At 53.7% G+C, this 26255-nt stretch carries 24 protein-coding genes and 1 tRNA gene; 15 read left to right on the top strand and 10 right to left on the bottom strand.

All coding sequences use genetic code 11. The features are described from left to right. Nucleotides 1-124 precede the first annotated feature (124 nt). The 7 genes from B5G10_RS04395 to yihA form a co-directional block, all read right to left on the bottom strand. Complete coding sequence (locus B5G10_RS04395; RefSeq protein WP_087423529.1) at nt 125-1300, bottom strand: OmpA family protein; 1176 nt, start codon at nt 1298-1300, stop codon at nt 125-127. 214 nt (nt 1301-1514) lie between these two features. After that, a complete protein-coding gene (locus B5G10_RS04390) occupies nt 1515-3548 on the bottom strand; it encodes a transketolase (protein ID WP_087423528.1) in 2034 nt (677 codons plus the stop codon). Nucleotides 3549-3691: 143 nt separating this feature from the next. Continuing rightward, the gene (locus tag B5G10_RS04385) at nt 3692-5218 is read right to left on the bottom strand and encodes an MFS transporter (protein ID WP_087423527.1); all 1527 of its coding nucleotides are present in this window, start codon (nt 5216-5218) and stop codon (nt 3692-3694) included. Between the two features lie 218 nt (nt 5219-5436). Beyond that, on the bottom strand, nt 5437-6108 hold the full coding sequence (locus tag B5G10_RS04380; RefSeq protein ID WP_087423526.1) for a YggS family pyridoxal phosphate-dependent enzyme: 672 nt from the start codon (nt 6106-6108) through the stop codon (nt 5437-5439). Continuing rightward, a complete protein-coding gene (locus tag B5G10_RS04375) occupies nt 6105-6572 on the bottom strand; it encodes a DUF4494 domain-containing protein (RefSeq protein WP_087423525.1) in 468 nt (155 codons plus the stop codon). Before B5G10_RS04375 ends, B5G10_RS04380 begins: the two co-directional genes overlap by 4 nt. 41 nt (nt 6573-6613) lie before the next feature. After that, the gene (locus tag B5G10_RS04370) at nt 6614-7084 is read right to left on the bottom strand and encodes a nucleoside deaminase (RefSeq protein ID WP_162612477.1); all 471 of its coding nucleotides are present in this window, start codon (nt 7082-7084) and stop codon (nt 6614-6616) included. A 217-nt stretch (nt 7085-7301) separates the two neighbouring features. Next, nucleotides 7302-7919, bottom strand: a complete 618-nt coding sequence (gene yihA, locus B5G10_RS04365; protein ID WP_087423524.1) for a ribosome biogenesis GTP-binding protein YihA/YsxC — start codon at nt 7917-7919, stop codon at nt 7302-7304. A 250-nt stretch (nt 7920-8169) separates the two neighbouring features. Between yihA and recR the strand changes: the two genes are divergently transcribed. From recR to B5G10_RS04350, 3 genes are read left to right on the top strand one after another with little or no spacing between them, the layout of a single operon-like run. Next, the gene (gene recR / locus B5G10_RS04360; RefSeq protein WP_087423523.1) at nt 8170-8793 is read left to right on the top strand and encodes a recombination mediator RecR; all 624 of its coding nucleotides are present in this window, start codon (nt 8170-8172) and stop codon (nt 8791-8793) included. Nucleotides 8794-8853: 60 nt separating this feature from the next. Next, the gene (locus tag B5G10_RS04355; protein WP_087423522.1) at nt 8854-10026 is read left to right on the top strand and encodes a glycosyltransferase family 2 protein; all 1173 of its coding nucleotides are present in this window, start codon (nt 8854-8856) and stop codon (nt 10024-10026) included. Further along, nucleotides 10023-10559: a GNAT family N-acetyltransferase gene (locus tag B5G10_RS04350; RefSeq protein ID WP_087423521.1), complete on the top strand. Its 537-nt coding sequence runs from the start codon at nt 10023-10025 to the stop codon at nt 10557-10559. Before B5G10_RS04355 ends, B5G10_RS04350 begins: the two co-directional genes overlap by 4 nt. Here the strand turns inward: B5G10_RS04350 and B5G10_RS04345 are convergent. Beyond that, nucleotides 10556-11143, bottom strand: a complete 588-nt coding sequence (locus B5G10_RS04345) for a YqgE/AlgH family protein (RefSeq protein WP_087423520.1) — start codon at nt 11141-11143, stop codon at nt 10556-10558. The two genes, B5G10_RS04350 and B5G10_RS04345, sit on opposite strands and share 4 nt — an antisense overlap. Before the next feature lie 190 nt (nt 11144-11333). On the opposite strand from B5G10_RS04345, the gene B5G10_RS04340 reads away from it, so the two are divergent. After that, nucleotides 11334-12254 (top strand): cation diffusion facilitator family transporter, encoded by a 921-nt coding sequence (locus tag B5G10_RS04340; RefSeq protein WP_087423636.1) that lies wholly within the window; start codon nt 11334-11336, stop codon nt 12252-12254. Between the two features lie 52 nt (nt 12255-12306). Here B5G10_RS04340 and B5G10_RS04335 read toward each other — a convergent pair whose 3' ends face one another. After that, nucleotides 12307-13062: a LuxR C-terminal-related transcriptional regulator gene (locus B5G10_RS04335; RefSeq protein WP_143241057.1), complete on the bottom strand. Its 756-nt coding sequence runs from the start codon at nt 13060-13062 to the stop codon at nt 12307-12309. Nucleotides 13063-13170: 108 nt separating this feature from the next. Between B5G10_RS04335 and B5G10_RS04330 the strand changes: the two genes are divergently transcribed. From B5G10_RS04330 to B5G10_RS04305, 6 genes are all read left to right on the top strand, one after another. Then, complete coding sequence (locus B5G10_RS04330) at nt 13171-13827, top strand: DUF1349 domain-containing protein (RefSeq protein ID WP_087423519.1); 657 nt, start codon at nt 13171-13173, stop codon at nt 13825-13827. Nucleotides 13828-14200: 373 nt separating this feature from the next. Beyond that, entirely contained in the window at nt 14201-14671 is a 471-nt protein-coding gene (locus B5G10_RS04325; RefSeq protein WP_087423518.1) for a phage holin family protein, read from the top strand. Between the two features lie 90 nt (nt 14672-14761). Beyond that, the gene (gene lysS, locus B5G10_RS04320) at nt 14762-16495 is read left to right on the top strand and encodes a lysine--tRNA ligase (protein WP_087423517.1); all 1734 of its coding nucleotides are present in this window, start codon (nt 14762-14764) and stop codon (nt 16493-16495) included. Nucleotides 16496-16520: 25 nt separating this feature from the next. Further along, complete coding sequence (locus B5G10_RS04315; RefSeq protein WP_087423516.1) at nt 16521-17519, top strand: NAD(P)H-dependent glycerol-3-phosphate dehydrogenase; 999 nt, start codon at nt 16521-16523, stop codon at nt 17517-17519. Nucleotides 17520-17540: 21 nt separating this feature from the next. Continuing rightward, nucleotides 17541-18884, top strand: a complete 1344-nt coding sequence (locus B5G10_RS04310) for a glucose-6-phosphate isomerase (RefSeq protein ID WP_087423515.1) — start codon at nt 17541-17543, stop codon at nt 18882-18884. 131 nt (nt 18885-19015) lie between these two features. After that, the gene (locus B5G10_RS04305) at nt 19016-20869 is read left to right on the top strand and encodes a T9SS type A sorting domain-containing protein (RefSeq protein ID WP_143241056.1); all 1854 of its coding nucleotides are present in this window, start codon (nt 19016-19018) and stop codon (nt 20867-20869) included. 129 nt (nt 20870-20998) lie between these two features. Here B5G10_RS04305 and B5G10_RS04300 read toward each other — a convergent pair whose 3' ends face one another. After that, a complete protein-coding gene (locus B5G10_RS04300; protein WP_143241055.1) occupies nt 20999-21787 on the bottom strand; it encodes a hypothetical protein in 789 nt (262 codons plus the stop codon). Between the two features lie 300 nt (nt 21788-22087). On the opposite strand from B5G10_RS04300, the gene B5G10_RS04295 reads away from it, so the two are divergent. From B5G10_RS04295 to B5G10_RS04275, 5 genes are all read left to right on the top strand, one after another. After that, nucleotides 22088-22825 carry an HAD hydrolase-like protein gene (locus B5G10_RS04295; protein WP_087423635.1) on the top strand — a complete coding sequence of 246 codons (738 nt, stop codon included), beginning with the start codon at nt 22088-22090 and terminating at the stop codon, nt 22823-22825. 13 nt (nt 22826-22838) lie between these two features. Then, on the top strand, nt 22839-23897 hold the full coding sequence (aroB, locus tag B5G10_RS04290; protein WP_087423512.1) for a 3-dehydroquinate synthase: 1059 nt from the start codon (nt 22839-22841) through the stop codon (nt 23895-23897). A gap of 115 nt (nt 23898-24012) precedes the next feature. Continuing rightward, nucleotides 24013-24088, top strand: a tRNA-Pro gene (locus tag B5G10_RS04285). A 180-nt stretch (nt 24089-24268) separates the two neighbouring features. Beyond that, nucleotides 24269-24883, top strand: a complete 615-nt coding sequence (locus B5G10_RS04280; RefSeq protein WP_087423511.1) for a flavodoxin family protein — start codon at nt 24269-24271, stop codon at nt 24881-24883. 451 nt (nt 24884-25334) lie between these two features. Further along, on the top strand, nt 25335-26249 hold the full coding sequence (locus tag B5G10_RS04275) for a PD40 domain-containing protein (RefSeq protein ID WP_087423510.1): 915 nt from the start codon (nt 25335-25337) through the stop codon (nt 26247-26249). Nucleotides 26250-26255: the final 6 nt, after the last annotated feature.

Raw genomic sequence — 26255 nt, 5'->3', positions numbered from 1 at the left:
CCAAAGTGCTATGCCCTGCCAGCTCGAAAGGGACTTCACCACCCCTCCCCCTTTTCAAAAAAAGAGAGAGGCTACCACTTATTGGGCAACCTCTCTATTATCTTGTTAAATCTGTCGTTTAGAGTTACTCGGCCGGCGAGATAGTAGCGGCACGATCGAGAATATAAGAACCAAAGCGATCGAGTTTGGCATCGCTGGTCTTTTGCTCCAGTTGGTCGGGATTTACGCCGTAAGAAACCAAAGCATCGTAAACTCTTTCGGCACGAGCTTTACGCAACTTGTTGTTAAAGGCAGCCGTACCGGTTTCGCTATCGGCATAACCGGTGATGACATATTTTTTACCTTCGTTGGCTTTGATAGCCTTTGCTACGGCTTTCAGCACCACGCGATCTTTCGATTGCAGGTCGGAGCTGTTGATGTTGTAATAAACGGTAACAACAGGAGCCTGCTCCTCGGCAACCTTTTCGGCCGGACGATTCTTGCACTCGGCCAACTGTTGCTCCAGATTGGCAATCTTGCGGTTGGCATCGCGCAACTGAGCTACCAGCGCATCGCCCTCGGCATCGCTATACTTGCCTACCACGGGAGCTACGACGGGAACCTCGGGCGAATTCCAGCCACGATCTTTGAATTTATAAGTGACTCCTACCAAAGCCGAGAATGTCTTGGCATGATTACCTTCATCGGCGATTGTTGCCTCCAGCACGTCAAAGCGCAAATCGAGGTTAATAGCCCAGGCATCGCTCAAGCGGAACCGGTTGAGCAAACCACCTCGCATCCCCATATTGACGCCATCGACGGTCGTACCATCGCCTGCGACAACAACAGGAATACCCATACCAATATACAGGATAGGCGAGTAAACCCGCTCACGATATCCGCAGAACAGGCTGGCCAAATCGCCCATCACATCAAGTGCAGGTGTTACAAGGGCATAGGATTGTTTGTAATAACCGTTATCAAATTTTTCGCCACCAATACCATTGCCCCACAAGGCGGCTCCTTTCAAGCCATAGTAATCGGCACCTAAGCGCAAACCGATAACCGGAGAGAACCATTTCTCGACATTAAGCCCAAAAACCGGTGCAATACGCTTCCCAAAAGCAGCATGACTGTCAAAGCGTCCTAAGCTAAAATCGGCACCCCCTTCAAGCGAAATCATCCAATTGTCTTTAAAGCTATTCAAGACAATCTCTTTGGAAGGCTCTGTTTTAGCTTCCTCTTGGGGAGCTGCTGCGAGCATTGCCGGCGTAGCTACTGCCGTAGTCATAAGCAAAGCCGCAAATACAGTCTTCTTCATACTCTTTCCTTTTTAGAATTAAACTACTTAATATCTGCAACCTATCTCTTTCGTTAAAAAAGAATGGGCTGCTTCATAGACCCAACTAAAATTTCGGATAAAGGTAAGCGTTTTTTTTGGGCTCAACAAGGATTTTTTATTTAATTTTACAAGAAAAACGCTTCTCTGTAAGACAGGGAAGCGTTTTTGATTACATATGACAACAGTTTCGGGTCTATTTGCCTATAAAAGCGGCTATCTCGCGAGCGATGTTCGCAGGAGTGAATCCCAACTTTTCATCGAGCACCTTGTAAGGAGCCGAGTAGCCAAAGCGATCCAATCCATAGACTTTACCTTTGCACCCTACCAGTTGCAGCAGCGTCGAGGGCAGACCGGCCGTCAAGCCAAACACGGGCAATCCGGGAGGTATCACACCCTCGCGATACGACTGTGGCTGATTCAGGAAGAGCCCTATCGAGGGTACCGACACAATTTGTACCCGCACACCCTGTTCGTGCAGTATTTCACTGGCTCCTACCAGGGTCGATACTTCCGAACCATTGGCCACCAGCACTACGTCGGGATTCTCGTCACGCATCAGCACATAGGCTCCCTTCTCGGCCTGCAAGGCATCGGCATAGCGGTTGCCCGTAGCCGACGGCAAATCGGGCACATCCTGACGAGAAAGAATCAAAGCCGTGGGGGTATCGCTGTTTTCCATAGCCAGCTTCCAGGCGACGAGAGTCTCGGCGCTGTCGGCAGGGCGCAATACCAGCACGCTGTTCTTGCCGCTATGGTTTTTCAGTTGTTCCAAGAGTCGTATCTGAGCCTCCTGTTCTACCGGCTCGTGTGTAGGTCCATCCTCACCGACTCTGAAGGCATCGTGAGTCCACACATATTTCACAGGCAGCTCCATCAGGGCAGCCATGCGCACGGCGGGCTTCATATAGTCCGAGAAGACAAAGAAGGTACCGCAGGCAGCCTGCATGCCACCATGCAGCAAGATACCGTTCATGATCGAGGCCATCGTCAACTCGGCTACGCCGGCGTGCAGGAAAGCCCCTCTGAAATCGCCCTTGACAAAGGCTCCGGTCTTTTTCAAGAAGGCCTCGGTCTTGTCCGAGTTGGCCAGGTCGGCCGACGACACAATCATATTTTTCACCCGCTCGCCCAAGTAAGAGAGCACGTTGGCCGAGGCCGTACGGGTAGCCACGTTGGGTTTATACTCAATCGACTCAAAGTCGAGTTCGGGCAGTTTGCCGGCATAGAAGTCGTGCAATTCTTTAGCCAACTCGGGATTCTCTTTCTCCCAAGCAGCCTGTACGGCTTTACGCTCGGCTACGATTTTCTTCAACTCTTCGGCCCGGCGAGCATAGAGATCGACCACCTCGGGAAATATGACAAAGGGATTCTCTACGTCTCCACCCAAATTTTCGATGGTCTTTTCATACGAAGCTCCCGACTTGCTCAGGGGCTGACCGTGAGTCGAATATTTCCCCTCGAACTTCTCGCCCGTAGCCGTCACACAGCCACGGCCCATGATGGTCTTGCCGATGATGAGCGTAGGCCGCTCGGTCTCGCGGTTGGCCAGAGCCAAAGCATCGCGTATAGCGGCAGGGTCGCACCCGTCGATTTCTATCACATTCCAATTCCAGGCACGATACTTGGCAGCCGTATCTTCGTCGGTCACGGCATCGGTGTCGGTCGAGAGCTGCACATCGTTGCTGTCGAAAAACATAATCAGGTTGTGCAAGCCCAGGAAACCTGCCACTCGGCCGGCGCCCTGCGAAATCTCTTCCTGAATACCACCGTCGGAGATAAACGCATAGATCTTGTGGCTGCACCATTCACCAAACCGGGCAGCCAGGAAGCGTTCGGCAATTGCGGCACCTACGGCCATCGTATGCCCCTGTCCCAGAGGTCCCGATGTGTTCTCGATGCCGTGCATCACATCAACCTCGGGGTGCCCGGGGGTGATACTGCCCCATTGACGGAACGACTTCAAATCGTCCATCGTATAGAAGCCCGCCATGGCCAACACGCTGTACAGCATGGGCGACATGTGCCCGGGATCCAGGAAGAAGCGGTCGCGATTGATCCACTTCGGGTCTTGGGGATCGTACACCAGAAACTCGGAATACAACACATTGGTAAAATCGGCACCGCCCATAGCACCTCCGGGGTGTCCCGATTTTGCCTTTTCAACCATTGCCGCCGTCAATACTCTTATATTGTCGGCCGCTCTGTTCAACAAGTTCGTATCGTTCATGGAATTTTTTTTACAAAAATAATACAATTCACGAGTATATACCTACAAAAACGGTCAAAAGTTCACAAAAAGGAAAAGAGGCCGAGAGTTTTTACTCCGGCCTCTTCGAAATAAACAGAATCAATATCTTATTTAACAGTATTTTACTCTTCTACTTTCTTAGGAGTGCTGCCTACCAGCGCATACAGCAGAATATAGGCCAGCGCTACGATAATCACCCAGTAGCTGCTGAGGAAGCCGGCTACGTCGGCGATACCGCTCTGAACCAACGGCAAGATACCGCCGCCACAAACCATCACCATGAAGAAACCCGAAGCTACTGCTGTATATTTGCCCAGGCCCTCGACTGCCAAGTTAAAGATACCACCCCACATTACCGACGTACACAGACCGCACAGGATAAAGAAGAGGATGCTAATGGGAGCGTCGATGAGAGTAAAACTCATATTTTGGAATCCCGGGATAGGTATTGTCTTGTCGGGCACATACATCGAGATGAGGACAAACAAAATGGCCAGAGCAGAGACAACCATCAACTGTACCTTGCTCGACACTTTGGCTCCTATCGAACCTCCAATCAGACGGCCCACGAGCATCAACAGCCAATACATGCCGATAAGTGTGCCTGCGGCCGACGGGTTCATGCCTTCACCCGGCGATTTCACGCCACTCACAATTTCAGAAGCTACCTCGTACTGCGAGAGTGAAATAACTTTGTTTTCATAATTCACCAGTTTCTCTACCTCGGCCGGGGTAAAGAGGCCTTTATCGTGTTGATAAGCTTTCATCTGCTCGGCATTCTGGGCATCGGCGGCTTGCAACGAAGCCAGATACAGGGGATCGCTCTGCTGCTTGTTGTACTCATCGACTGTAGCCTGAGCGCTCGCTTGAGTCTGGGTAGTCATATAGAGGTTGGCCATGTTGGGAATACCCACCTCAATACCTACATACAGGAAGATAGCGACAACACCCAAGGCAAAATGGCGATATTTCAATGCTCCTTTTACCGATACCTTCTCGGCCTTGCTCTTCTCGCCCTTGGCTGCCTCTTCCAAAATAGGCTCGGGTAACTTCGAGAGGAGGAGCACAACAAAAGCCAAAGCAAATATGCCCATGGCAATATACAAGGCGGGACGGGCGGCTTCAAGAGTGAGACCCTTCATCGTATCGCCCATGAGATAACCAACCAACACAGGGCATATCGTAGCGGCCAATGAATTAGTGGCCCCACCAAACTGGATGAGTTGATTACCTTTTTTACCACCACCACCGAGTGTATTCAGCATGGGGTTTACTACCGTATTAAGCATACACATCGAAAAACCGGCAACAAAAGCGCCCATCAAATACACGGCAAATACTCCTGTCTCCAGCATGCTCGACACAAACATCAACAACACGCCTACCAAGCCTACGAGAACTGCGGCAATAGCCGAGTAGCGATAGCCTTTCTTCTGAAGAATGAGTCCCGCAGGAATTCCCATAAAGGCATATGCAATAAAGTTTGCCGCATTGCCCAGTTGAGATTCCAAGTTACTCAAATGGAATTGTTCTTTAAGAATTACGCCGAACGGGTTTTGAAAACCGGTTACAAACGAGATCATTGCAAACAGAAAAAACATTACTATGATAGGCAATGTATAATTTCTCTTTTCTTGTACCGTACTCATTTTATAAGATTTTAATTAATGTATTTAGTAGATGTAAATGTTTCTATTGATATAAGCGTGTCTATTTCATGGACTGTTTTCTTTAGACCTTCTGTTTTCTGGCTACTTAAAATTAAGGACAAAATTAATGCTTATTATTTAGCCACGGACGCGAAAAAGATATGTTCTTGAACATAAAAACAGATTATTCCCCGCCGCATGCCTACGCCACGGAGCGGTTAATAGGCCCGCTCGCCGAATATCGAGGTCCCTATGCGCACCAGCGTACTGCCGTGGCGTAAGGCCAGCCGATAGTCGTGCGACATACCCATCGACAACTCTTTGAAGGCTTCGGCATCGACCTTGCCCGAAGCTTTCAATTCATCGAACAGGCTCTTCAACTCGCCAAACTCCCGGTCGATACACTGCTCGTCGTCGGTGAGCGATGCCATACCCATGAGGCCACACACCTGCACATGGGGATATCGAGCCAGGGGATTCCCTTGCAACCACTCGCGACACGACTCGGGGGTGAATCCATACTTGCTCTCCTCGCGAGCCACATGTATCTCGAGCAAACAATCGACTACCCGGCCGCACTTGGCCGCCTCGCTGTCGATTACCGCAAGCAGTTTCTCGCTATCGACACTGTGGATAAGGGTGATGAAGGGCACAATATATTTTACCTTGTTGGTTTGCAAGTGGCCGATGAAGTGCCACTCGATATCCTTGGGCAAGGCCTCGTATTTACCCACGAGTTCCTGCACCCGACTCTCGCCGAAGATGCGCTGTCCCGACTCGTAGGCCTCCATCAGGGCCTCGGCAGGGTGAAACTTCGACACGGCCACCAGGCGGGTACCCGCCGGCAGCTCCTGTCGTATGGTGGCTATATGTTGGGCTATCTCGTTCATTGTTCTTTCGGACGGTCCTCCTCCTGCGTCTTGCCTTCGGGATTAAACGGATAGACATCCATGAGCGGGGTCTCGGCTATCGACACGATTACCCAGTCGGCCATGGTGCCTTTCATGCCGGCGTTCAGATTCTTGAGTGCGGTTTCGAAGTCGGCAGCCTGTACCAGCATATACGATGCGGTGCGTTTCTCCATGCCGCTCTTCTCGTCGAGGGTGATGAAGTTGAGTTTGCACTTGTACCAGCGGTCGCCCGTCTCGTCGAAGAAGAGTTCGCTGAAGTTGGCCCGTTTCACGGCCGACACCGAAAACTCGCCCGAGATGAAGGGCGACACTTCCTCGATAATACGGGCCTCGGCCTCGGTAAAGGAGAGGGCATCGACGAGATAGGGTTCGGTTACTTTTTTCTGCATGCCGTTTTCCAGCATCTTATCATACTTGACTCTACATTCAAACCAGTTTGCCATACGTTTCTATTCAAAAAAAGGAGGTGTGTTCGTTATATCGTTTAATACTCTATTTTATCGCTCTTGTTGTCCCACTTTTCGAAGGCTTTGATGGCCTGGTCGCGCATGAGGGAAACTATTTTGAGGTGGCGTTTCTCCAGTGGCAGGGCCAACTCGTCGTAAATAAACGAGTCGTCGAAGCCGATGGCCTTGGCGTCGGCCTTGGTGTTACCATAATATACCTTGTCGAGATGGGCCCAATAGATGGCACCCAGGCACATGGGGCAAGGCTCGCACGAGGTGTATATCTCGCAGCCTCTCAAGTCGAAAGTGCCCAGCACACGGGCCGCCTCGCGAATGGCATTCACCTCGGCATGGGCCGTAGGGTCGTTCGAGGCCGTCACCCGGTTGGCTCCGCGGGCAATGATTTTGCCATCCTTCACGATTACGGCTCCGAAGGGACCGCCGCCATGGTCTATGTTGTCGAGCGAGAGGTCTATGGCCTCGCGCATAAAGGTATCTTTCTCACACATAATCTTTTACTCTAAAAATTGGTGCTGCCTCGACCGAAGTCGATTTCGACACGCGCCAAATGCAAAGATACAAAACAGATTGGACGAACAAAAGAACTCTCGCCGAAAAAGAACCGCCCGTCGAAATATTGACATTCGACAATTTCCGTGGTCGGTCCACACGGCTGCGGCATCGAGCCTGTCTTAAAGGGGGTTATTCTCCCTCCCCCACCCGATTTCAGTCGGGGTTCGCCTCGGCCGTCAAACTCCTGTTCACCCGGTCGATGTAGTCTAGCAGCTCGTCACGACCCGTTCCCCGCTCCGACGAGGTAGTGAAGATAGGGGGCAGCTCCTCCCACGTCTCGTGCAATACCGATTTATAGTGTTCGATACTGTCTCTGAGCGCCACGGGACCCACCTTATCGGTCTTGGTAAAGACGATGGCAAAAGGCACGCCGTTCTCGCCCAGCCACTCCATAAACTCGAGGTCAATTTTCTGCGGTTTGTGCCGACAGTCGAGCAGCACAAATAGACAGGTGAGCTCGTGCCGGTAGAGGGCATACCCCTCGATCATCTGGCGCAACGCCTCGCGGCTCTCCTTGCCCCGGCGGGCATAGCCATAACCGGGCAAATCGACCAGATACCAGCTGTTGTCGATGAGAAAGTGGTTGATGAGCATCGTCTTTCCCGGCGTGGCCGAGGTCATGGCCAACCCCTTCTGGCGGGTGAGCATGTTGATGAGCGACGACTTGCCCACATTGGAGCGTCCGATAAAGGCATACTCGGGCAACCGATGCGACGGGCAATCCTGCACCCGACTGCTGCTCACCACAAACTTGGCATTTTTAATCTCCATATCGATCTCTTGTTTTCAGAATTTTCAGGGAGGACAAATATACAGTTTTTTCCCGGATTTCCTACTCGCTCACCTTTCACTATCTTTGAATAAGACAGGATGCGGCTCGGCCCAGGCAAAGTTGAAAACTGCGTTTTCCTTTGCCTCTGCTCTCACCTTTCACTATCTTTGTACCACGGTTCTGCCGGGGAATAGGGTGGCAAAGTGCTGCGACAACCCGGCGGAGAGCCGCGAAAGGATGTCTATTCATATGGATCAACAATACTCTTCGGTTCTTCTCGAAAACGCGGTGAGCGAGTTTGCCAAGCTGCCGGGCATCGGCCGCAAGACGGCGCTGCGCCTGGTGCTCTACCTGTTGCGGCAGGAGGAGGGCGAGGCCGAGAAATTCGGGAATACCATTATCAAACTGTGCAAGGAGATCAAGCACTGCCATGTGTGCCACAACATATCCGACACCGACACCTGCGCCATTTGCAGCGACCCGTCGCGCGATACCTCGACCCTGTGTGTGGTCGAGAACGTGAAGGAGGTGATGGTGGTCGAGAATACCCGCCAATTCCACGGGCTCTATCATGTGCTGGGTGGGGTCATCTCGCCCATGGACGGCATAGGGCCGGCCGACCTCGAAATCGAGAGTCTGGTCGATCGGGTGGCGGCAGGCGGTATCAAGGAGGTGATTCTGGCCTTGAGCGCCACGATGGAGGGCGACACGACCAACTTCTACATCTTCCGCAAACTGGCCCCCTTCGACGTGAAGATTACCATCATTGCCCGAGGGGTTTCGGTGGGAGGAGAACTGGAATATACCGACGAAATCACGCTGGGTCGCTCGATTCTCAACCGCACGCTCTTCAGCGAAAGTTTCAAGGGATAGCGCACACTATTTTCGGCAGGGCATCGTTATACATTATATAAATAAGAGGAGTCGGGTTCCGTGGTAAAAATCAGCATCGTCATTGTCAACTACCGGGTGAAACACTTTCTGGAGCAGGCGCTCCGGTCGGTGCGGGCTGCACTGACGGTTCATCCCATGGAGGCCGAGATTTTCGTAGTCGATAACCACTCGCAGGACGATTCGCTCGACTACCTCACCCCCCTATTTCCCGAGGTGCGCTTCATAGCCAACGCCGAGAATGTGGGCTTTGCCCGGGCCAACAACCAGGCCATGGCACTGGCCACGGGCGAGTATGTCTTGCTGCTCAACCCCGACACGGTCATCGCCGAAGATACGCTCCAGGAGGTATGCCAGTTCATGGACACGCACCCCGATGCCGGTGGCGTAGGGGTGAAGATGCTCGACGGCAACGGGCGTTTCCTGCCCGAGTCGAAACGGGGATTTCCTTCGCCGTGGGTGTCGTTCTGCAAGATATTCGGACTGGCGTCCCTGTTCCCCCGCTCGCCTCTCTTCGGACGCTACCACATGAAATACCTCTCGCCCGACGAGTACCACCGCATCGACATCCTCTCGGGGGCCTTCATGCTCATGCGACGGGCTACGCTCGACAAGAGCGGTCTGCTCGACGAGGACTTCTTCATGTATGGCGAGGACATCGACCTCTCCTACCGGCTGGTACTGGCGGGATATCACAACTACTACATGCCCACGCCCATCATCCACTACAAGGGCGAGAGCACCAAGAAGGGGAGTCTGCGCTACGTGCGCATCTTCTACGAGGCGATGCTCATCTTTTTCAAGAAACACTATCCCCACTACAGCAAGGGCTACTACCTGGCGGTGAAGTTCTCGATCTTCTTCAGGGCCATGCTGGCCGCCGCCCACCGCATCGTCGCCTATCCCTTCCGCCATCGTCGCCAGGGCGAGAAACGGGAACGGGGTGAATGGTACATCCTCTCCAACGAGGCCGAACGCATTGCCGGTCTCATCCCCGGCGGCCCACATGTCACGACCATCGAGTCGGTTCAACAGCTACCGATGCCCCGCAAAGGGTCGGCCCTGCGCTACATCATACTCGACTCGGGCTGGCTCTCCTACCGCGAAATTATCGACACCATACAGCAGGGCTGCCACGACCGCAACCGGTTCCTCATCTACAACCCACACGCCCATGTAATTGTTTCACCCAAAGAAATCTACAAGCAACCATGAACTACCTATCGGGAAAACAGATAGCCTTGCGGGCCCTCGAGCCCGAAGATCTCGACGACCTCTACCGCTGGGAAAACGATACCTCGCTGTGGCAGTATGGCTGCACCGTATCCCCCTACTCGCGCTACCTGATCAAACGCTATATCGAGAGCTACAGCGCCGACATTACCCGCGACAACCAGTTGCGACTCATGATTGTGCTGCGAGACAGTCTTGAACGTGTGGGGGTGCTCGACTGCTTCGACTACGACGCCACAAACCGCCGGGCCGCCTTAGGGCTACTCATCGACCCCAACCATACCCGCCGGGGACTGGGGCGTGATGCCCTTGAAACCTTCATGGAATATGCCTTCGGGCTACTGCAACTGCACCAGCTCTATGTACACATTGCTGCGTGCAACACGGCCAGCCTGGCCCTCTTCCGCACCTGCGGATTCAACGAGTGCGGCCACCTGACCGACTGGGTGCGGCTACCTCACGGCTATGCCGACGCGATCGTTCTCCAGAAAATCAATCCGGCCGAAATCGGCTAATTAAGCGACGGCTCCTGAGGCGAATTGAGCCACAACAGATAGCCCTCGCCCATGCTGCGCACCGTCTCGCGCCAAAAGGCATCGTCGGTTGCCGCCAGACAACTGGCTGCCGACTGCATAGTAGTGACCGCCCACGACTCCTGCCGCAGCTCCCCGTCGAGCTGACCGGGCGACCAGCCGCTGTACCCGATGAGAAATTTCACATGCCGGCACACCCCTTCGTCACTTCGCATGAAATCGAGCAACATATCGAAGTCGCCGTTGGCAAAAAGCCCCGATGCCACCTCGACCGCTCCCGGCAACGAGGCTATATCGTGCAGAAAAAACAGATGGTCGGTACCCACCGGCCCACCACAATAGACGGGTATCGAGGGGATAGAACCCAACCCCTCGAGCAATTCATTCAGATGATAATGTGTGGGGCTGTTGAGCACGAAGCCCACCGCCCCCTTCTCGGAATACTCGGCCAAACAGATGACCGCCCGGCGGAAACACCCCTCGTCGAGAAAAGGCTCGGCCACAAGCAGGGCTCCCCGGTGAGGTTCAATCAATTGTCGGCGTATGTGTAATGACTCGCTATGCATATTCCTTCGTATTTGTTTCTTACAAATTTACAAAAAACCCGATAAATGCAGAACGATTGTATTCTTTTTTCTTCACTTCCTCAAGCAAAACGCTATATAGAACAGGTATAAATTAATACTCTTGAAACAAAAAACGATATAACATAGCACAAAACGCTCTATATTTGCATTGTTTTTTATCCAAACCTCGATGAACGAGACAGACCAAATGACCGATATTGCCCGGGAGAAAAAAGCAGCCCGGGTCACTTGGGTAGGTTTTTTCACCAACCTCATCCTCTCGGCCGCCAAGATTGTAGCCGGTGTCGTAGGCCGAAGCAGCGCCATGATTGCCGACGGTATCCACTCTCTGTCGGACTTTGTGACCGATTTTATCGTCATCATCTTTATCCGCATCTCCTCCAAACACGAAGATAGCGACCACCCCTACGGGCACGGCAAGTTCGAAACCTTTGCCACCATGCTCATCAGCTTTGCCCTCTTCATCGTGGCCATCGGCATCTTCTACTCGGGCAGCGTGAAAATCTACGAGGTACTCAACGGCCGCACCATCGAGCGCCCCACCTACCTGGCCCTCATCATGGCCGCCGTCTCGATTGTGGTGAAAGAGGCGCTCTACTGGTACACCATCATCATCGGGCGCAAGATCGAGAGCCCCGCCGTCATTGCCAACGGCTGGCACCACCGGTCGGATGCCTTTTCGTCGATAGGCACCCTCATCGGCATCTCGGGCGCCATGTTCCTGGGCGAACGCTGGCGCATACTCGACCCTATCACCTCGGTCATCGTGGGCATCTTCATCATAGGCGTAGCCTACAAACTGGCCCGCCCCAGCATACAGGAGTTGCTCGAGATGTCGCTGCCACAGGAAATCGAGCGGAATATCGAACAGAAGATACAAGAGACTCCCGGAGTCATCACCTTCCACCACCTGCGCACCCGTAAGAACGGCAATACCTTCATCATCGACATGCACATCAAGGTCGATGCCCGCTCATCGATTGTCGAGGCACACAACATTGCTACTCAGGTAGAAAACAACCTCAAGGCAGCCTTTGGCAAACGCACCCAAGTCAACGTGCACATCGAACCCTACCAACCCAAAGCGTAACCCCGGCCGACCGGCGGCCACATACAAGCCACCCCACCGGCACGCCATCGTGTCACAAGAGCCCCAGATCCTTGGCCACGCGGCACGCCTCGATCGAGTTTTTCACCTGCAACTTGGCCAGAATCTCCTGCCGGTGACGGCTCACCGTGTACACACTGATCGATAGCGTATCGGCAATCTGTTTACTCATCAAACCCTTATCGATAAGACGAAGCACCTGAGTCTCCCTGTCGGACAAGACCTTCGACTTTCCCTGCAACCCCAACTCGGTCACCGTGCCCGTGTATGTATCGACCGCCCGACCACCCCCCGGCCAGTCGAAAGTCAACGGACCATACAGGCACAGAGTGAGCCACAGCGTGTTGTTGAACGGGTCGGGAACGTAAGCCATGCGGTGGCACACCCACAGGTAGTCGCCCGAGGAAGACTTCATCCGCAACTTGCTCACCAGGAAATAGTGCGACCGCCGGCCCTTGGGCATGCGCTTCACAAAATTGAAAAAACGCAACTCCTGCAAATACTTATCATATAGATCTTCCTGCGGAATCAGCCCCAAGATGCGCTCCTCCCATATCGAGCCAATCAACTCCTCGGTATCGGCACCTGCCAGACCGAGCGCCTGGGCAAACCCTCCATAATAGATGTAACTCACGTTGGCATGCATGTCGCTCAACACCGCCACCGTCCCCTCGACGAGGCTGTAACTGCGAGCCGCCGCCTTGTAGCGCTCCATCTCATCGCGATAGCATTTGCCTTTGGCGCTATCCTGCGAGAGCATCAGGCGGTTCAGTTTATCGACAATACCCATGGTTCGGCAAAAAATGGTTATTTATAATCATTGTACATTCTTTTTCAAGACTCTACATTTGCAAATGTAAAAAATTTAATGGTTATTTACCTACACCGAATAATACAAATGAAACACTCAATTCTGTTAAACCTCGCCATGCTGCTGGCCATCATGCCTGGCATGGCCCAATCGTTAGAAAAAATGCAATGGTTCAACGAACCCGAACAATGGGAAATCAACGACAAGACCCTCTCCATGTTTGTAACCCCCAAGACCGACTACTGGCGCATCTCGCACTACGGCTTCACCGTCGATGACGCCCCCTTCTACTACGCCACCTATGGCGGTGAGTTCGAGGTCAAGGTCAAAGTCTCGGGCGACTACAAGGCCCGCTTCGACCAGGCCGGCATCATGCTGCGCATCGACCATGAGAACTACATCAAAGCCGGCATCGAGTTTGTCGATGGCAAATTCAACCTCAGCACCGTAGTCACCCACCACACCTCCGACTGGAGCGTCATCACCCTCGACCGGGCCGTGCCCTACATCTGGATCAAGGCCGTGCGCCGTCTCGATGCCGTCGAGATATTCTACTCGTTCGACGACAACGAATACACCCTCATGCGCAACGCCTGGCTGCAAGACAACCCCCCCGTGCAAGTGGGACTCATGGGTGCCAGCCCCGACGGCGAAGGCTTCCAGGCTACCTTCGAGCACTTCAAGGTAAAGCACCTGCCCGACCTGCGCCGCCTCGAATGGCTGAAAAAGAACAGCGCACAATAACAATACCTCCAACCATCCATACACATCCCGCGGAGCCCCGCTACCACCGGCGAGCCCGCGGGATTTTTCTTTTTCCCGCACCTGGCTCCTTCCTGCACCACGACGCGAAAGGGGCTCGTCATTCCGCGCCACGACGCGGAATCCAGGGAATACCCAAACCAGGGGAATACCGGCAAAGGATTCTCCTCAGGACACACGAGCCGTGCGCCCCTACTTCCCTCGTTGCGACACCTCCTGGACCCCGCATCGCTGTGCGGGGTGACACCGGGTGCATCGTCGTGCGGGAGCCCCCGCTCTTTTTATCACCACGCCACAGATAGGCTTGGCGAGCAGACGAAATTTGCAGCAGAACCACTTAAATGCAAATTTCGATATGAACGAACGCAACGTAATCAACGGCACCCTGGCCTCGTATTTGGCGTGGGTGGCCGACTTCGTCTCTCCCATCCGCTGGTTTCTGCTGGCGGCCCTGGCCCTGGTCGTGGCCGACCTGAAATTTGGTATCGACGCCGCCCGCCATCGGGGCGAAGTCATCCGCAAGAGCCGCGCCGTGCGTCGCAGCATCAACAAGATTATCGACTACCTGTGCTGGATACTGGTGGCCACAAGTTTTGGCGAGGCCTTTGGTACCCCCTTCGGCATACCCGTGCTACCGGCCATCGTGCTGCTGGTAGTCTATGGCTGCGAAATCAACTCGTGTTTCAACAACTACTTCGAGGCTCACGGCAGCCGGGTGCGCATCAACATCTTCAAGTGGTTCAAGGGGAAGAGCGACATCATCGCCCCCGACGATACCGACAAACCCCGGGACGACGACCCGACCCAACCCGGCACAACCGCCTGAACGGCCGCTCGATAACAATAATTTACGCCAAATCGTAGCCGTTTTCGCTCAAAAGTTTGTATTTTTGCGAAAATTTACAAACTTACGTCTATGAATATTCTCGATCTGAGCGAACAAGAGATCATTCGCCGCAACAGTCTTGACGAGTTGCGCAAAATGGGCATAGAACCCTATCCCGCAGCCGAATATCCGGTAAATGCTTACTCACAGGAAATAAAAGATAATTTTGTCGATGGGGCCGAACCTCCCCGCCAGGTATCTATCGCCGGCCGCATCATGAGCCGCCGTATCATGGGCAAGGCCTCGTTTATCGAGTTGAAGGACTCGGTAGGCCGCATCCAGGTATATATCTCGCGCGACGACCTTTGCCCCAGCGAGGACAAGGAGTTGTACAACACGGTATTCAAAAAGTTGCTCGATATTGGCGACTTTGTAGGCATACGCGGTTTCGTGTTCCGCACTCAGACGGGCGAAATCACCGTGCACGCCCAGGAGCTGACGGTTCTGGCCAAGTCGCTGCGCCCGCTGCCCATCGTCAAGATGAAAGACGGTGTAGCCTACGACTCGTTCGAAGACCCCGAGTTGCGTTACCGCCAACGCTACGTCGATTTGGTAGTCAACGAGGGAGTAAAAGATATCTTCATCAAACGCACCAAGATTTACACCTCGATGCGCGAATATTTCAACGCCCGCGGCTACCTCGAGGTCGAGACCCCCATTCTGCAATCGATTCCCGGTGGTGCCGCCGCACGTCCCTTCATCACCCACCACAATGCCCTCGACATCCCGCTCTACCTGCGCATTGCCGACGAGCTGTACCTCAAACGCCTCATTGTAGGTGGCTTCGAGGGGGTATATGAGTTCTCCAAGAACTTCCGCAACGAGGGTATGGACCGCACCCACAACCCCGAGTTCACCTGCATGGAGATTTACGTCTCGTACAAAGACTATAACTGGATGATGGACTTCACCGAGAAGATGCTCGAAAAGATCTGCCTCGATGTGAACGGCACCGACCAAATCAAGGTGTGCGACAACGTCATCAGCTTCAAACCGCCGTTCAAGCGCATCACCATGCTCGACGCCATCAAAGAGCACACCGGCATCGACATCAGCGGCATGAACGAAGAGCAGTTGAGAGAAGTGTGCAAAAAGATTGGTGTGGAGATTGACGAGACCATGGGCAAAGGCAAAATCATCGACGAAATCTTCGGTGCCAAATGCGAGGCCAACTACATACAACCGACCTTCATTACCGACTACCCCATCGAGATGTCTCCTCTCACCAAGCGTCACCGCAACAACCCCGAACTGACCGAACGCTTCGAGCTCATGGTCAACGGCAAGGAGCTGTGCAACGCCTACTCCGAGCTGAACGACCCCATCGACCAGCGCCTGCGCTTCGAAGAGCAGCTGCGCCTGTCGGAGAAAGGCGACGACGAAGCCATGTTCATCGACAACGACTTCATCCGCGCCCTCGAATACGGCATGCCCCCCACGTCGGGAATGGGTATCGGTATGGACCGTCTCGTCATGCTCATGACCGGACAGACCACTATACAAGAGGTTCTCTTCTTCCCGCAGATGCGTCCCGAGAAGGTACAGAAACGCGACAAAGAGGCCGCCTACACGGCCCTGGGCGTACCGGCACAATGGGTGGCTCCCATCCAGAAAGCCGGCTACCTTACCGTAGCCGATCTGGCCGAAGCCAACCCCAACAAGATGCATCAGGAGATTTGCGGTATCAACAAGAAATACAAACTCGACCTGGCCAACCCCACGGCCGAGGAGGTAAAGAACTGGGTAGAGAACGCAAAAAAATAACCAACAAACCTTATTTCTCAAAGCCATGACCATCCCTGGTAAAATAGCAATCATGGGAGGCGGAAGCTGGGCTACGGCTTTGGCCAAGTTGACGCTGAATAATGCCGACAGTATCTTGTGGTACATGCGGCGCGACGACCGAATCGCCGACTTCAAACAGACCGGCCACAACCCGGTATATCTGTCGGATGTCGCCTTCGACACCTCGCGCATCTATTTCAGCTCCGATATCAACGAGATTGCCCAGGCGGCCGACACCTTGATACTGGTGACGCCATCGCCCTACATGAAGGCCCATTTCAAGAAACTCACGACCGATATCAGCGGCAAGTTTGTGGTGACCGCCATCAAAGGCATCGTCCCCGACGAAAACATGATTGTCACCGAGTATCTGAAAGATTTCTACCATGTGCCCGAGTCGCAACTGGCCGTCATCGGCGGCCCCTGCCATGCCGAGGAGGTGGCTCTCGAGCGACTCTCCTACCTCACCATAGGCTGCAACGACCTGGAAAAGGCGCACTGTTTGGCCAATGCCCTCAACAGTGCCAAGTTGAAAACCATCGTATCGTCCGACGTGAAAGGCATCGAATACTCGGCCGTGCTGAAGAACGTCTATGCCATCGCCGCCGGCATCTGCCACGGCATGAAGAGCGGCGACAACTTCCAGGCCATGCTCGTCTCCAATGCCCTCAACGAGATGGATCGCTTCTTGCAGGCCGTATCGCCCTGCGAGCGGCGCAACATCAGCGACTCGGTCTATCTGGGCGACCTGCTGGTCACCGCCTACTCCCGCTTCAGCCGCAACCACAACTTCGGCTCCATGATCGGGCGAGGCTACTCGGTCAACGCCGCCAAGATGGAGATGGAGATGATTGCCGAGGGATACTATGGCACCAAATGCATCTACGAAATAAACGAACGTTACCACGTGAACATGCCCATCCTGCAATGCGTTTATGATATACTCTACAAAAAAGTATTGCCCCGGCATGCCATCGAAAATATTTACGATACATTTCTATAATAAACAAATAGAGACAAAGCTATGAAATCAATCGAATTGAACATCGAAAAAGCTTTAGGAACCGTATCCAAGAGCGACGTTTTCGCTTTGAAAGACAAAGCCGACAACGGCATCGAAATGCTGCACAAAGGCACCGGTAAGGGTAATGATTTTCTGGGTTGGCTGCACCTGCCTTCCGAGATATCCGAAGCCCATCTGGCCGACCTCGAAGCCGCAGCAAAACAACTGAGAGAGCGCTGCGAAATCGTAGTGGTTATCGGTATTGGCGGCAGCTATCTGGGTGCCAAAGCCGTGATCGAAGCCCTCTCCGACTCCTTCGAGTTCCTCCGCCACGAACATAAAAACCCCATTGTCCTCTTTGCCGGACAGAATATTGGCGAAGACTACCTGTTTGAACTGCAAACCCTCCTGAAGGGCAAATCGTTTGGCATCGTCGTTATCTCCAAGTCGGGAACGACTACCGAGCCCGCCATCGCCTTCCGTCTGCTCAAAGAGCAACTCGAGGCTCAAGTAGGTAAAGAGGAGGCCAAACATCGCATCGTGGCCGTTACCGACGCACACAAAGGCGCCTTGCGCAAACTGGCCGATACCGAGGGTTACAAGACTTTCGTTATCGCCGACAACGTAGGCGGCCGCTTCTCGGTACTCACCCCCGTAGGTCTGCTGCCCATCGCCATTGCCGGATTCGACATCCGTGCCCTCGTAGCCGGTGCCGTAGCCATGGAGAAAGCCTGCGGCGAAGAGGTTCCCTTCGAGCAGAACCCCGCCGCCATCTATGCGGCTACCCGCAATGCCCTCTACCAAAGTGGCAAGAAGATCGAGATTCTGGTCAACTTCAACCCCAAACTGCACTACTTCGCCGAGTGGTGGAAACAACTCTACGGCGAGAGCGAGGGTAAAGACCACCTGGGCATCTTCCCGGCATCGGTCGATTTCACTACCGACCTCCACTCGATGGGGCAATGGATTCAAGAGGGCGAACGCATCATCTTCGAGACCGTACTCTCGGTGGCCCAGATGAAGCACACCGTCACCATTCCCTCCGACCAGGAGAACCTCGACGGCCTCAATTACCTGGCCGGCAAACGGGTGGACGAAGTCAACAAGATGGCCGAGCTCGGCACGCAAATCGCCCACGTCGATGGCGGTGTACCCAACCTCAAGATTGTGGTTCCCGAACTCAACGAAACCTATCTGGGCCAACTCATCTACTTCTTCGAGAAAGCCTGCGGAATCAGCGGCTACATACTGGGCGTGAACCCCTTCAACCAACCGGGCGTAGAGGCCTACAAGCGCAACATGTTTGCCCTGCTCAACAAACCGGGTTACGAAGAGGAGAGCAAAGCCATCCAAGCCCGTCTCTGATTATCCGTTTTATAGAGACTTTATACAAAAGCCTGCCAATTCTTGGCAGGCTTTTACTTTAAATAGCCTTTCGGTAACATTTTTCCACATATTTACCTATCTTTACCGAGTAAACTTTATTCACCCGAGCCATGAAAAAATTGATTGTCATCCTCCTGTCGCTCGGTGGGCTTCAAGCTACCCATGCCGCGCTTCAGGCACCAGTCGCTCTCCCGGCCACCGATGTGACCGCCAACTCGTTCACCGCCAACTGGCAGCCGGCCGAAGAGGCTACGGGCTACCTGCTCCACGTCTTTGCCTACAAAATGGCCGACTCGGGTTCTCCCGAGACCACACTCACCGAGAGTTTCGAAGGATTGGTCCCCACCATCCTGGGTTCAAAGCGTAACAAATACATCGACTTCGAGCAGTCGGTTCTACCCGAAGGGTGGAGCCTCGACGTAACCGGCGGATCGGTACGTCAGCTCTACACCACCTCGGTTGCCACCGACACCACCTCGGTCCACTCGGGCTCGATAGCCCTCGCCTTCGACTCCGAGCGCGACTCGATTGTCACCCCGGTGCTACCGGCTCCCGCTTCGCGATTCTCGTTCTGGGTTAAGAATGCCAATGGCAACGGTAACGTGGCCGTCTATGGATACGACGGTTCCACGTGGACACTGCTGGGCGAGACCTCGACCATCTACTACCCCACCGGCGGTATCGTAGAATATACCCGCGAAATTCCCGTGGGGTGCATCCAGTTCAAAATCACCTATACCGACGATGCTCCCGACATGAACAGTCCCACCGCCATCGACGACGTATCCATCACCTATGGCGGTATGGTCAAGACCCGCGACTACCTGGTCGAAGGCCAAGCCACCCCCAACACCTCGGCCTCCGTAACGGGTCTGCAAGAGAATACCGACTACTTCTACACCGTACAGAGCACGCTGGAGGCAGAGAGCTCGGCCGAGTCGAACATCGTCGATGTCTTTGCCTTTGCCGGCAGTCTCGAGCAACCTCGGCTCAACGACTTCACCGAGGTGCATGGCGGGCAATATACCGCCAACTGGAATACGGTAATCGGAGCCGACGGTTACGTCGTTTACAACGTCTATACACACACCGCACAGCGCAACGAACCGGCACAGACGGTACTCCATGAGAACTTCGACGCCTTCACCGGCGGCACCATAGACCTGCCGGTCGATGACATGGGGGCCACCAACTACGACGACTATACTACCGTGCCCGACTGGTCGGCCTTCTACGGCTGCTGGACCGGCGGCATGCTCGGCGGCATCAGCATCACCAGTCCCACCATCGCCATGAGCAACAGCAGCGGCTACACGGTCACAGCCCGCGTGTATGGCAACATGGGCGACCAAATCGACTTCAACAACTACTACCTGTCGGGAACCGCCGAGAAGAAAAGCGCTACCCTCATGAACTCGGGTTACAACGTGATATCGATTACCTTCGACCATAGCAGCGAGGCAACCTATCTCGAGATTTACTTCCGCCAGAAAGACTATACCCAAGAGATGTATCTCGACGAAATTACCCTCACGCAAGATCTCGCACAAGGCGACAGCTTCAGCTACAACTACGACTACGCTCTCATCGAGGGACGGCGCACCAACAGCTGCACCTTCACCGATCTGCCTCAAGCCTGGGGCGACCGCTTTGCCTTCCGCATGAGTGCCTATGCCGAGGCCGATGGCAAGCTCTACCAATCGGACTGGACTCCACTGACCGAGGTTCCCATCCCGGCTGGGGTCGAACAGATAACCGGCAACGACACCCCGGTGAAAGTCATCACCCTGCCCGGCAGCCTGGTGGTACAATTGACCGAGGCTACCTCCCTGGCCGTCTATGACCTGCAAGGGCACCTCGTCGTGCAACGGGTCGGCCACGAGGGCGACAACACCATCGCCCTGCAACCGGGGCTCTACCTGTTGCGCTGCGGCAGCTACGCTACCAAAGTCGTGGTACGTTGACAGCCACTCGACCGTACCTTGCACCGATAAGATAATAAAGAGGGCTCCACATTCCTTGTGGAGCCCTCGCTTGTATCGGGACCGAAGGAGAAGCGCGCTCACCTCTCCCCACCTTGTCGATTGGCGCAATTATTCATCAGCCTCATACTCCATGGCATCGACTTCGACATCGTCGTCTTCCATAGCCTGCGAGTCGGTAATAATCGATTTTACATAGGTGGGCGACTCGTTAAACAGCACCACGGCCGACTGGTATCCGTCGGGGGTAATAAACTCTACACGGGCCACCTTACCCAGCACCTCGGTTGTATCTCGTCCGGCATACTGTACCATGCAGGAGTCGATATAATTCTCGACACTCACCGACACGAACTGGTCATAAGCCGTCTTGGCCTCCTCATATTTGCGGATGTAGGAGAAATCGCGATCGGTATCAAACTTGACATACGCCTGGTGATCCTTGGGCAGGCTCTCCATCGACTCCTCATAGCTCTTGATTTTCGAGGCATAATTGATATCGTTGCCGTGAGTACGACGCGCCTCGGCCAGTCGGCGGGCATACTCGGCACGACGGGCAAAGAGACTGTTCTCGTCGAGTTTATAGTTATGCTCGGCCACCTCCATATCGTATTTCAACTGCTGTTCGGTAGAAATATAGGTATCGATAGCCATCTGACGACCTACCCGCAAACTGTCGGCAATCGTCACCGGATGCAGCTCCTCGACCTGAATCGAATCGACCTGATCGGGGGTCAGCCCCTCGTCGGCCGTCAAGACCCACGTCCCGGCCTCCAATTCCGATTTTACATATTCCTTGAACGCTCCTGCATAATCGCCATCGGCAACCTTGCTCCCACAAGCGCACAGCAACATACCCAGTGCGCAAGCCGGAATCCATCTTTTCAAAACTGTACTCATATATCTATCCATAATTTTCTACAAAAATAGTGAACGACCCGAACAGAGACAACCTAAAACTCCCTGAATTTCAAACCTGGCAAAGCCAGGCCGCACCTATTTTCCGCAAAAATAGTGAAAGGCGAGTAGAAAAAGCTAAACCTGTGTGAGTTTTTTTGCCAAATTATCTTCTGTTCAGCACTCTTCCACAGAAAAAAGTGAGAGAAAGTCGCTCAAGATTTTTCGAGTGAAACCACCTTCCCCTTGACCATTTGCCCCAAAAGTTCTACTTTTGCAAGAGAAAACAAAAGATATAACATGTTGGTAAATAAAGCTATCAAGAATTATCTCGACAAGCACCAGGTACCGTGCATCACCCCCAAAGCCGCTCTCATCGACATGGACGGCGTCCTCTACGACTCGATGAAGAACCACGTCGAGGCCTGGTACCGCACCCTCATCCCCATGGGTATCAAATGTAGCAAAGACGAGTTTTACCTCTACGAGGGCCGCACCGGCAACAGCACCATCAAATACCTGTTCGACAAGCAATTCAACCGGCAACTCACCGACGAGGAGTGCACCGAGATTTATGCCATCAAAGAAAAATATTTCAACGAACTGCCCGAAATCGCTCCCATGCCGGGAGCCGACCGCATGCTGCAACGCATCATCGCCAACGGCATACGCCCCGTGCTGGTTACCGGCTCGGGACAAGGTTCGCTGCTCGACCGGCTCGACCACGATTATCCCGACGTGTTTGCCCCCGCCTACAAGGTAACGGCCTACGACGTGAAGGTGGGCAAACCCAGCCCTGAGCCCTATCTGATGGGGCTCTCCAAAGCCAGGGTGAACGCCAACGAGGCCATCGTTATCGAAAACGCTCCCCTGGGTGTCGTAGCCGGCGTGGCCGCCCAGGTATTTACCGTGGCCGTCAATACCGGGCCCATCCCGGCACAAGCGCTCACCGAGGCCGGAGCCGACCTGGTATATCCCTCCATGCCCGAGTTTGCCGACCAGGTGGACTCGCTCATCGAATCACTCAGAAATACCCGATAATACCCGCACCGCTATGGAGCCGCAAAAAATCATATTCACCCCCAACCCCGGCGAAGCGCTCGCCAACGTAGCCCGCAGCATCGCCCCCGATGCCCTCTTTATCCTCTGCGACACTCACACCCGGGCTTTGGCGCTGCCCGTCATTGCCGAGGCTCTGCCCCCCTCGACCCAATATATCGACATCGAGGCCGGCGATACCCACAAGACCCTCGAGGCGCTTGCCCATGTGTGGGACGAGTTGAGCCGCCACGGCGCCAGCCGCAAATCGCTGCTCGTGAATCTGGGCGGCGGTATGGTTACCGACCTGGGCGGTTTTGCCGCCGCCTGTTTCAAGCGGGGCATCCGTTTCGTCAACATCCCCACCACCCTGCTCGGTGCCGTCGATGCGGCCGTAGGAGGAAAAACGGGTATCAACTTCAACGGATTAAAAAACGAAATAGGCGCCTTTCGACCGGCCGATGCCGTCGTCGTCTCCACCCGGTTCTTCCACACTCTGCCTCACGAAGAGTTGCTCTCGGGCTACGCCGAGATGCTGAAACACGCCCTCATCGAGAACCCCGACACCTATCATGCCCTGCTCGACTACGATCTCTCGAACCCCGACTGGGACCGACTGCTCCTCCTGCTCGAAGAGTCGGTGCAGGTAAAACAGCGCATCGTAGCCCAAGACCCTTGCGAAACAGGAATACGCAAAGCACTCAACCTGGGGCACACCGTAGGGCACGCCTTCGAAAGCCTCTCGCACCGCCGGGGCAAACCCATTGCCCACGGGTATGCCGTGGCCTGGGGGCTCGTGTGCGAACTGTTGCTCTCGCACCACTACCTGCACTTCCCCAGCGACATCATTACCGGACTTGCCGACTATATCTATCGCCACTACGGGGCCTTTGCCATCACCTGCAAAGACTACGAGACCCTCTACGAACTGATGACCCACGACAAGAAAAACGAGGGCGGACACATCAATTTCACCCTGCTGCAGGCCATCGGCCACCCCGTCATCGACCAGCATGCCGACAAAGAGCAGATATTCGTCGCCTTCGACCTCTATCGCGACCTTTTCAAGCTATAAACGTTGCATCCTCACCTGCAAGCAGTTAAGAAATGGAACGAAAAAAGTTCGAAAAAAAGTCCACAAAAATTTTGTCATTGTAAAAAATAGAGCTACTTTTGCATCACCAAATCAGCGGGGTGTAGCTCAGCCCGGTTTAGAGTACGCGTCTGGGGGGCGTGTGGTCGCAAGTTCGAATCTTGTCACCCCGACTGAATGAAAGGCCCGATAATCGATTGATTATCGGGCCTTTTCTTTTTACATTCCCCTTAAGGAAGAGACTAAACTCGAAAGCAAAAAAACAAACAAGACAAGGAAGTGTTATCTTTGAAGAGGGAATATGAACTTACGTGAAAAAGTCATCATTTTTATAATAGACATAGGAACTGCATATGAAAGTTTTACTCATCAACGGTAGCCCCCATAAAGAGGGGAACACCTTCATCGCCTTATCGGAAGTAGCAAAGGCATTGGAAGCCAACGGCGTCGAAGCCGAAATCGTCTCTATCGGCACCAAGGCCGTACAAGGTTGCATCGCCTGTGGACGATGTGTCGAATTGGGACGATGCGTATTCAACGACGAACTGTACGATAAAATCAGAAACAAGTTGGCCGATGCCGATGGAATAGTCGTGGGCTCACCCGTCTATTACGCAGGCCCCAACGGCTCGCTGTGCGCCTTGCTCGATCGTCTGTTCTACTCGGCAGGTGAGTTGCTCGCCTACAAACCGGCAGCCGCAGTGGCCGTGTGTCGCCGCGGTGGAGCCAGCGCCACATTCGACCGTCTGAACAAGTACTTTACCATCAACAACATGCCCGTGGTTTCGTCGCAATACTGGAACAGCGTACACGGCCGCCGGCCCGGTGAAGCCACCCAAGACATCGAGGGATTGCAAACCATGCGCACCCTGGGTCGCAACATGGCCTGGATGTTGAAAAACCTGAAGCAGGGCGGAGAAGCTATTCCCGAACGTGAGCCGTGGACTCCCACCCATTTCATTCGATAAACAAGTCATCAGCTCTCGCCTCCCCCGCAAAGGAGAGATACCCCAAAAGGAACGATCGCCATTGAAAACAGGCGAAGAGACAGCAGACTGGAATTATCCCTGCATCGGGGAGATTCCAGTCTATCTTTATATATCCGGTCCCAAGTCAACAAAACAACGACAAAGGCACAACTTCAATCTGCCACACTCGAGCCATTTCACACTCCACGCCATCGGCTCCTACGCTATACCTGTCCGAACCTTATTCCGTTTGGGGACGAAGACTCATCGAGAAAATAATAAGGCCTATCTTTATTCATATTTATTACATATTAGAAACACTTTTTATATTTAAAAGTCGAGAATATCAAAGAAATTTTACTACTTTTGAATATCTGAAATTTTCACAAAGACTCGAAACGACACTAAATTATCCTTAATAATCTATATTAACCACGTAATTTTAATCATTATGAGAAAAACATTCTTAGGAGTACTCGTTTTCATGAGTCAGCTGATTTTTGCTCAAGGAATTGAGGTAATCAGTACCCAAGCGCTCACACTCGACGGGCAAGGAGCATTCCTCCCGAAAATAAGTCCCAAGGGAGACTACATCCTGGTGACCGGCGACGACATGAGCGGCTTACGAAAATTCGATCTCGCCACCGGCGAAATGACCACCATCACCACCGATCGCAACGCCGGATTCAACGCACAATTTGCCGACGGAGGTTCGACCATTGTCTATCGCAAAAGCGAATACAAAGGGCGCCTGCGCTACACGTCGTTAAACAGCGTGAACCTGCAATCGGGTGAGACCAAACGGCTCATCAAACCCACCCGCAACCTTGAGGGGGTGAGCGTAAAAGACGGCACGGTTCTCGCCGTGAACAACGGCAAACTGGTGACCAAACGAATTGCAGGCGCAAAATTGAAAACGATTCCTGCCATTCCCAGCATCAAGAACAGCCAACTCTACATCACGGTCAACGGCAAGACCCGCCAACTCTCGCCCAACGGCACAAACGTAGGCTACCTGTGGCCTTCGGTTTCGCCCGACGGGACCAAACTGCTCTACTATGTCATCGACGAAGCCAAAGCCTATGTGTGCAACATCGACGGCTCCAACCCCGTATCGCTGGGCACCCTGCGGGCTCCCGTATGGATGGGCAACGACTGGGTAGTAGGCATGGTCGATTATGACAATGGCGAAGTCGTAACCTACTCTCAAATCTTCGCCGTAACGGCACAAGGCACCCACCGCACGGCCTTGACCGACAAATCGCAAATCTGCATGTACCCCTCGGCCTCGGACGATGCCTCGAAAATCGTCTATACTACGCAAAAAGGAGAAATTTATTTAATGAAAGTAGCAACCTCTAAATAATCATCA

The organism is Barnesiella sp. An55, from assembly GCF_002161555.1.
Taxonomy (GTDB): Bacteria; Bacteroidota; Bacteroidia; order Bacteroidales; family Barnesiellaceae; genus Barnesiella; species Barnesiella merdipullorum.
The sequence above is the reverse complement of the archived record's forward strand: the minus strand, read 5'-3'. Positions and strand labels throughout refer to the sequence as shown.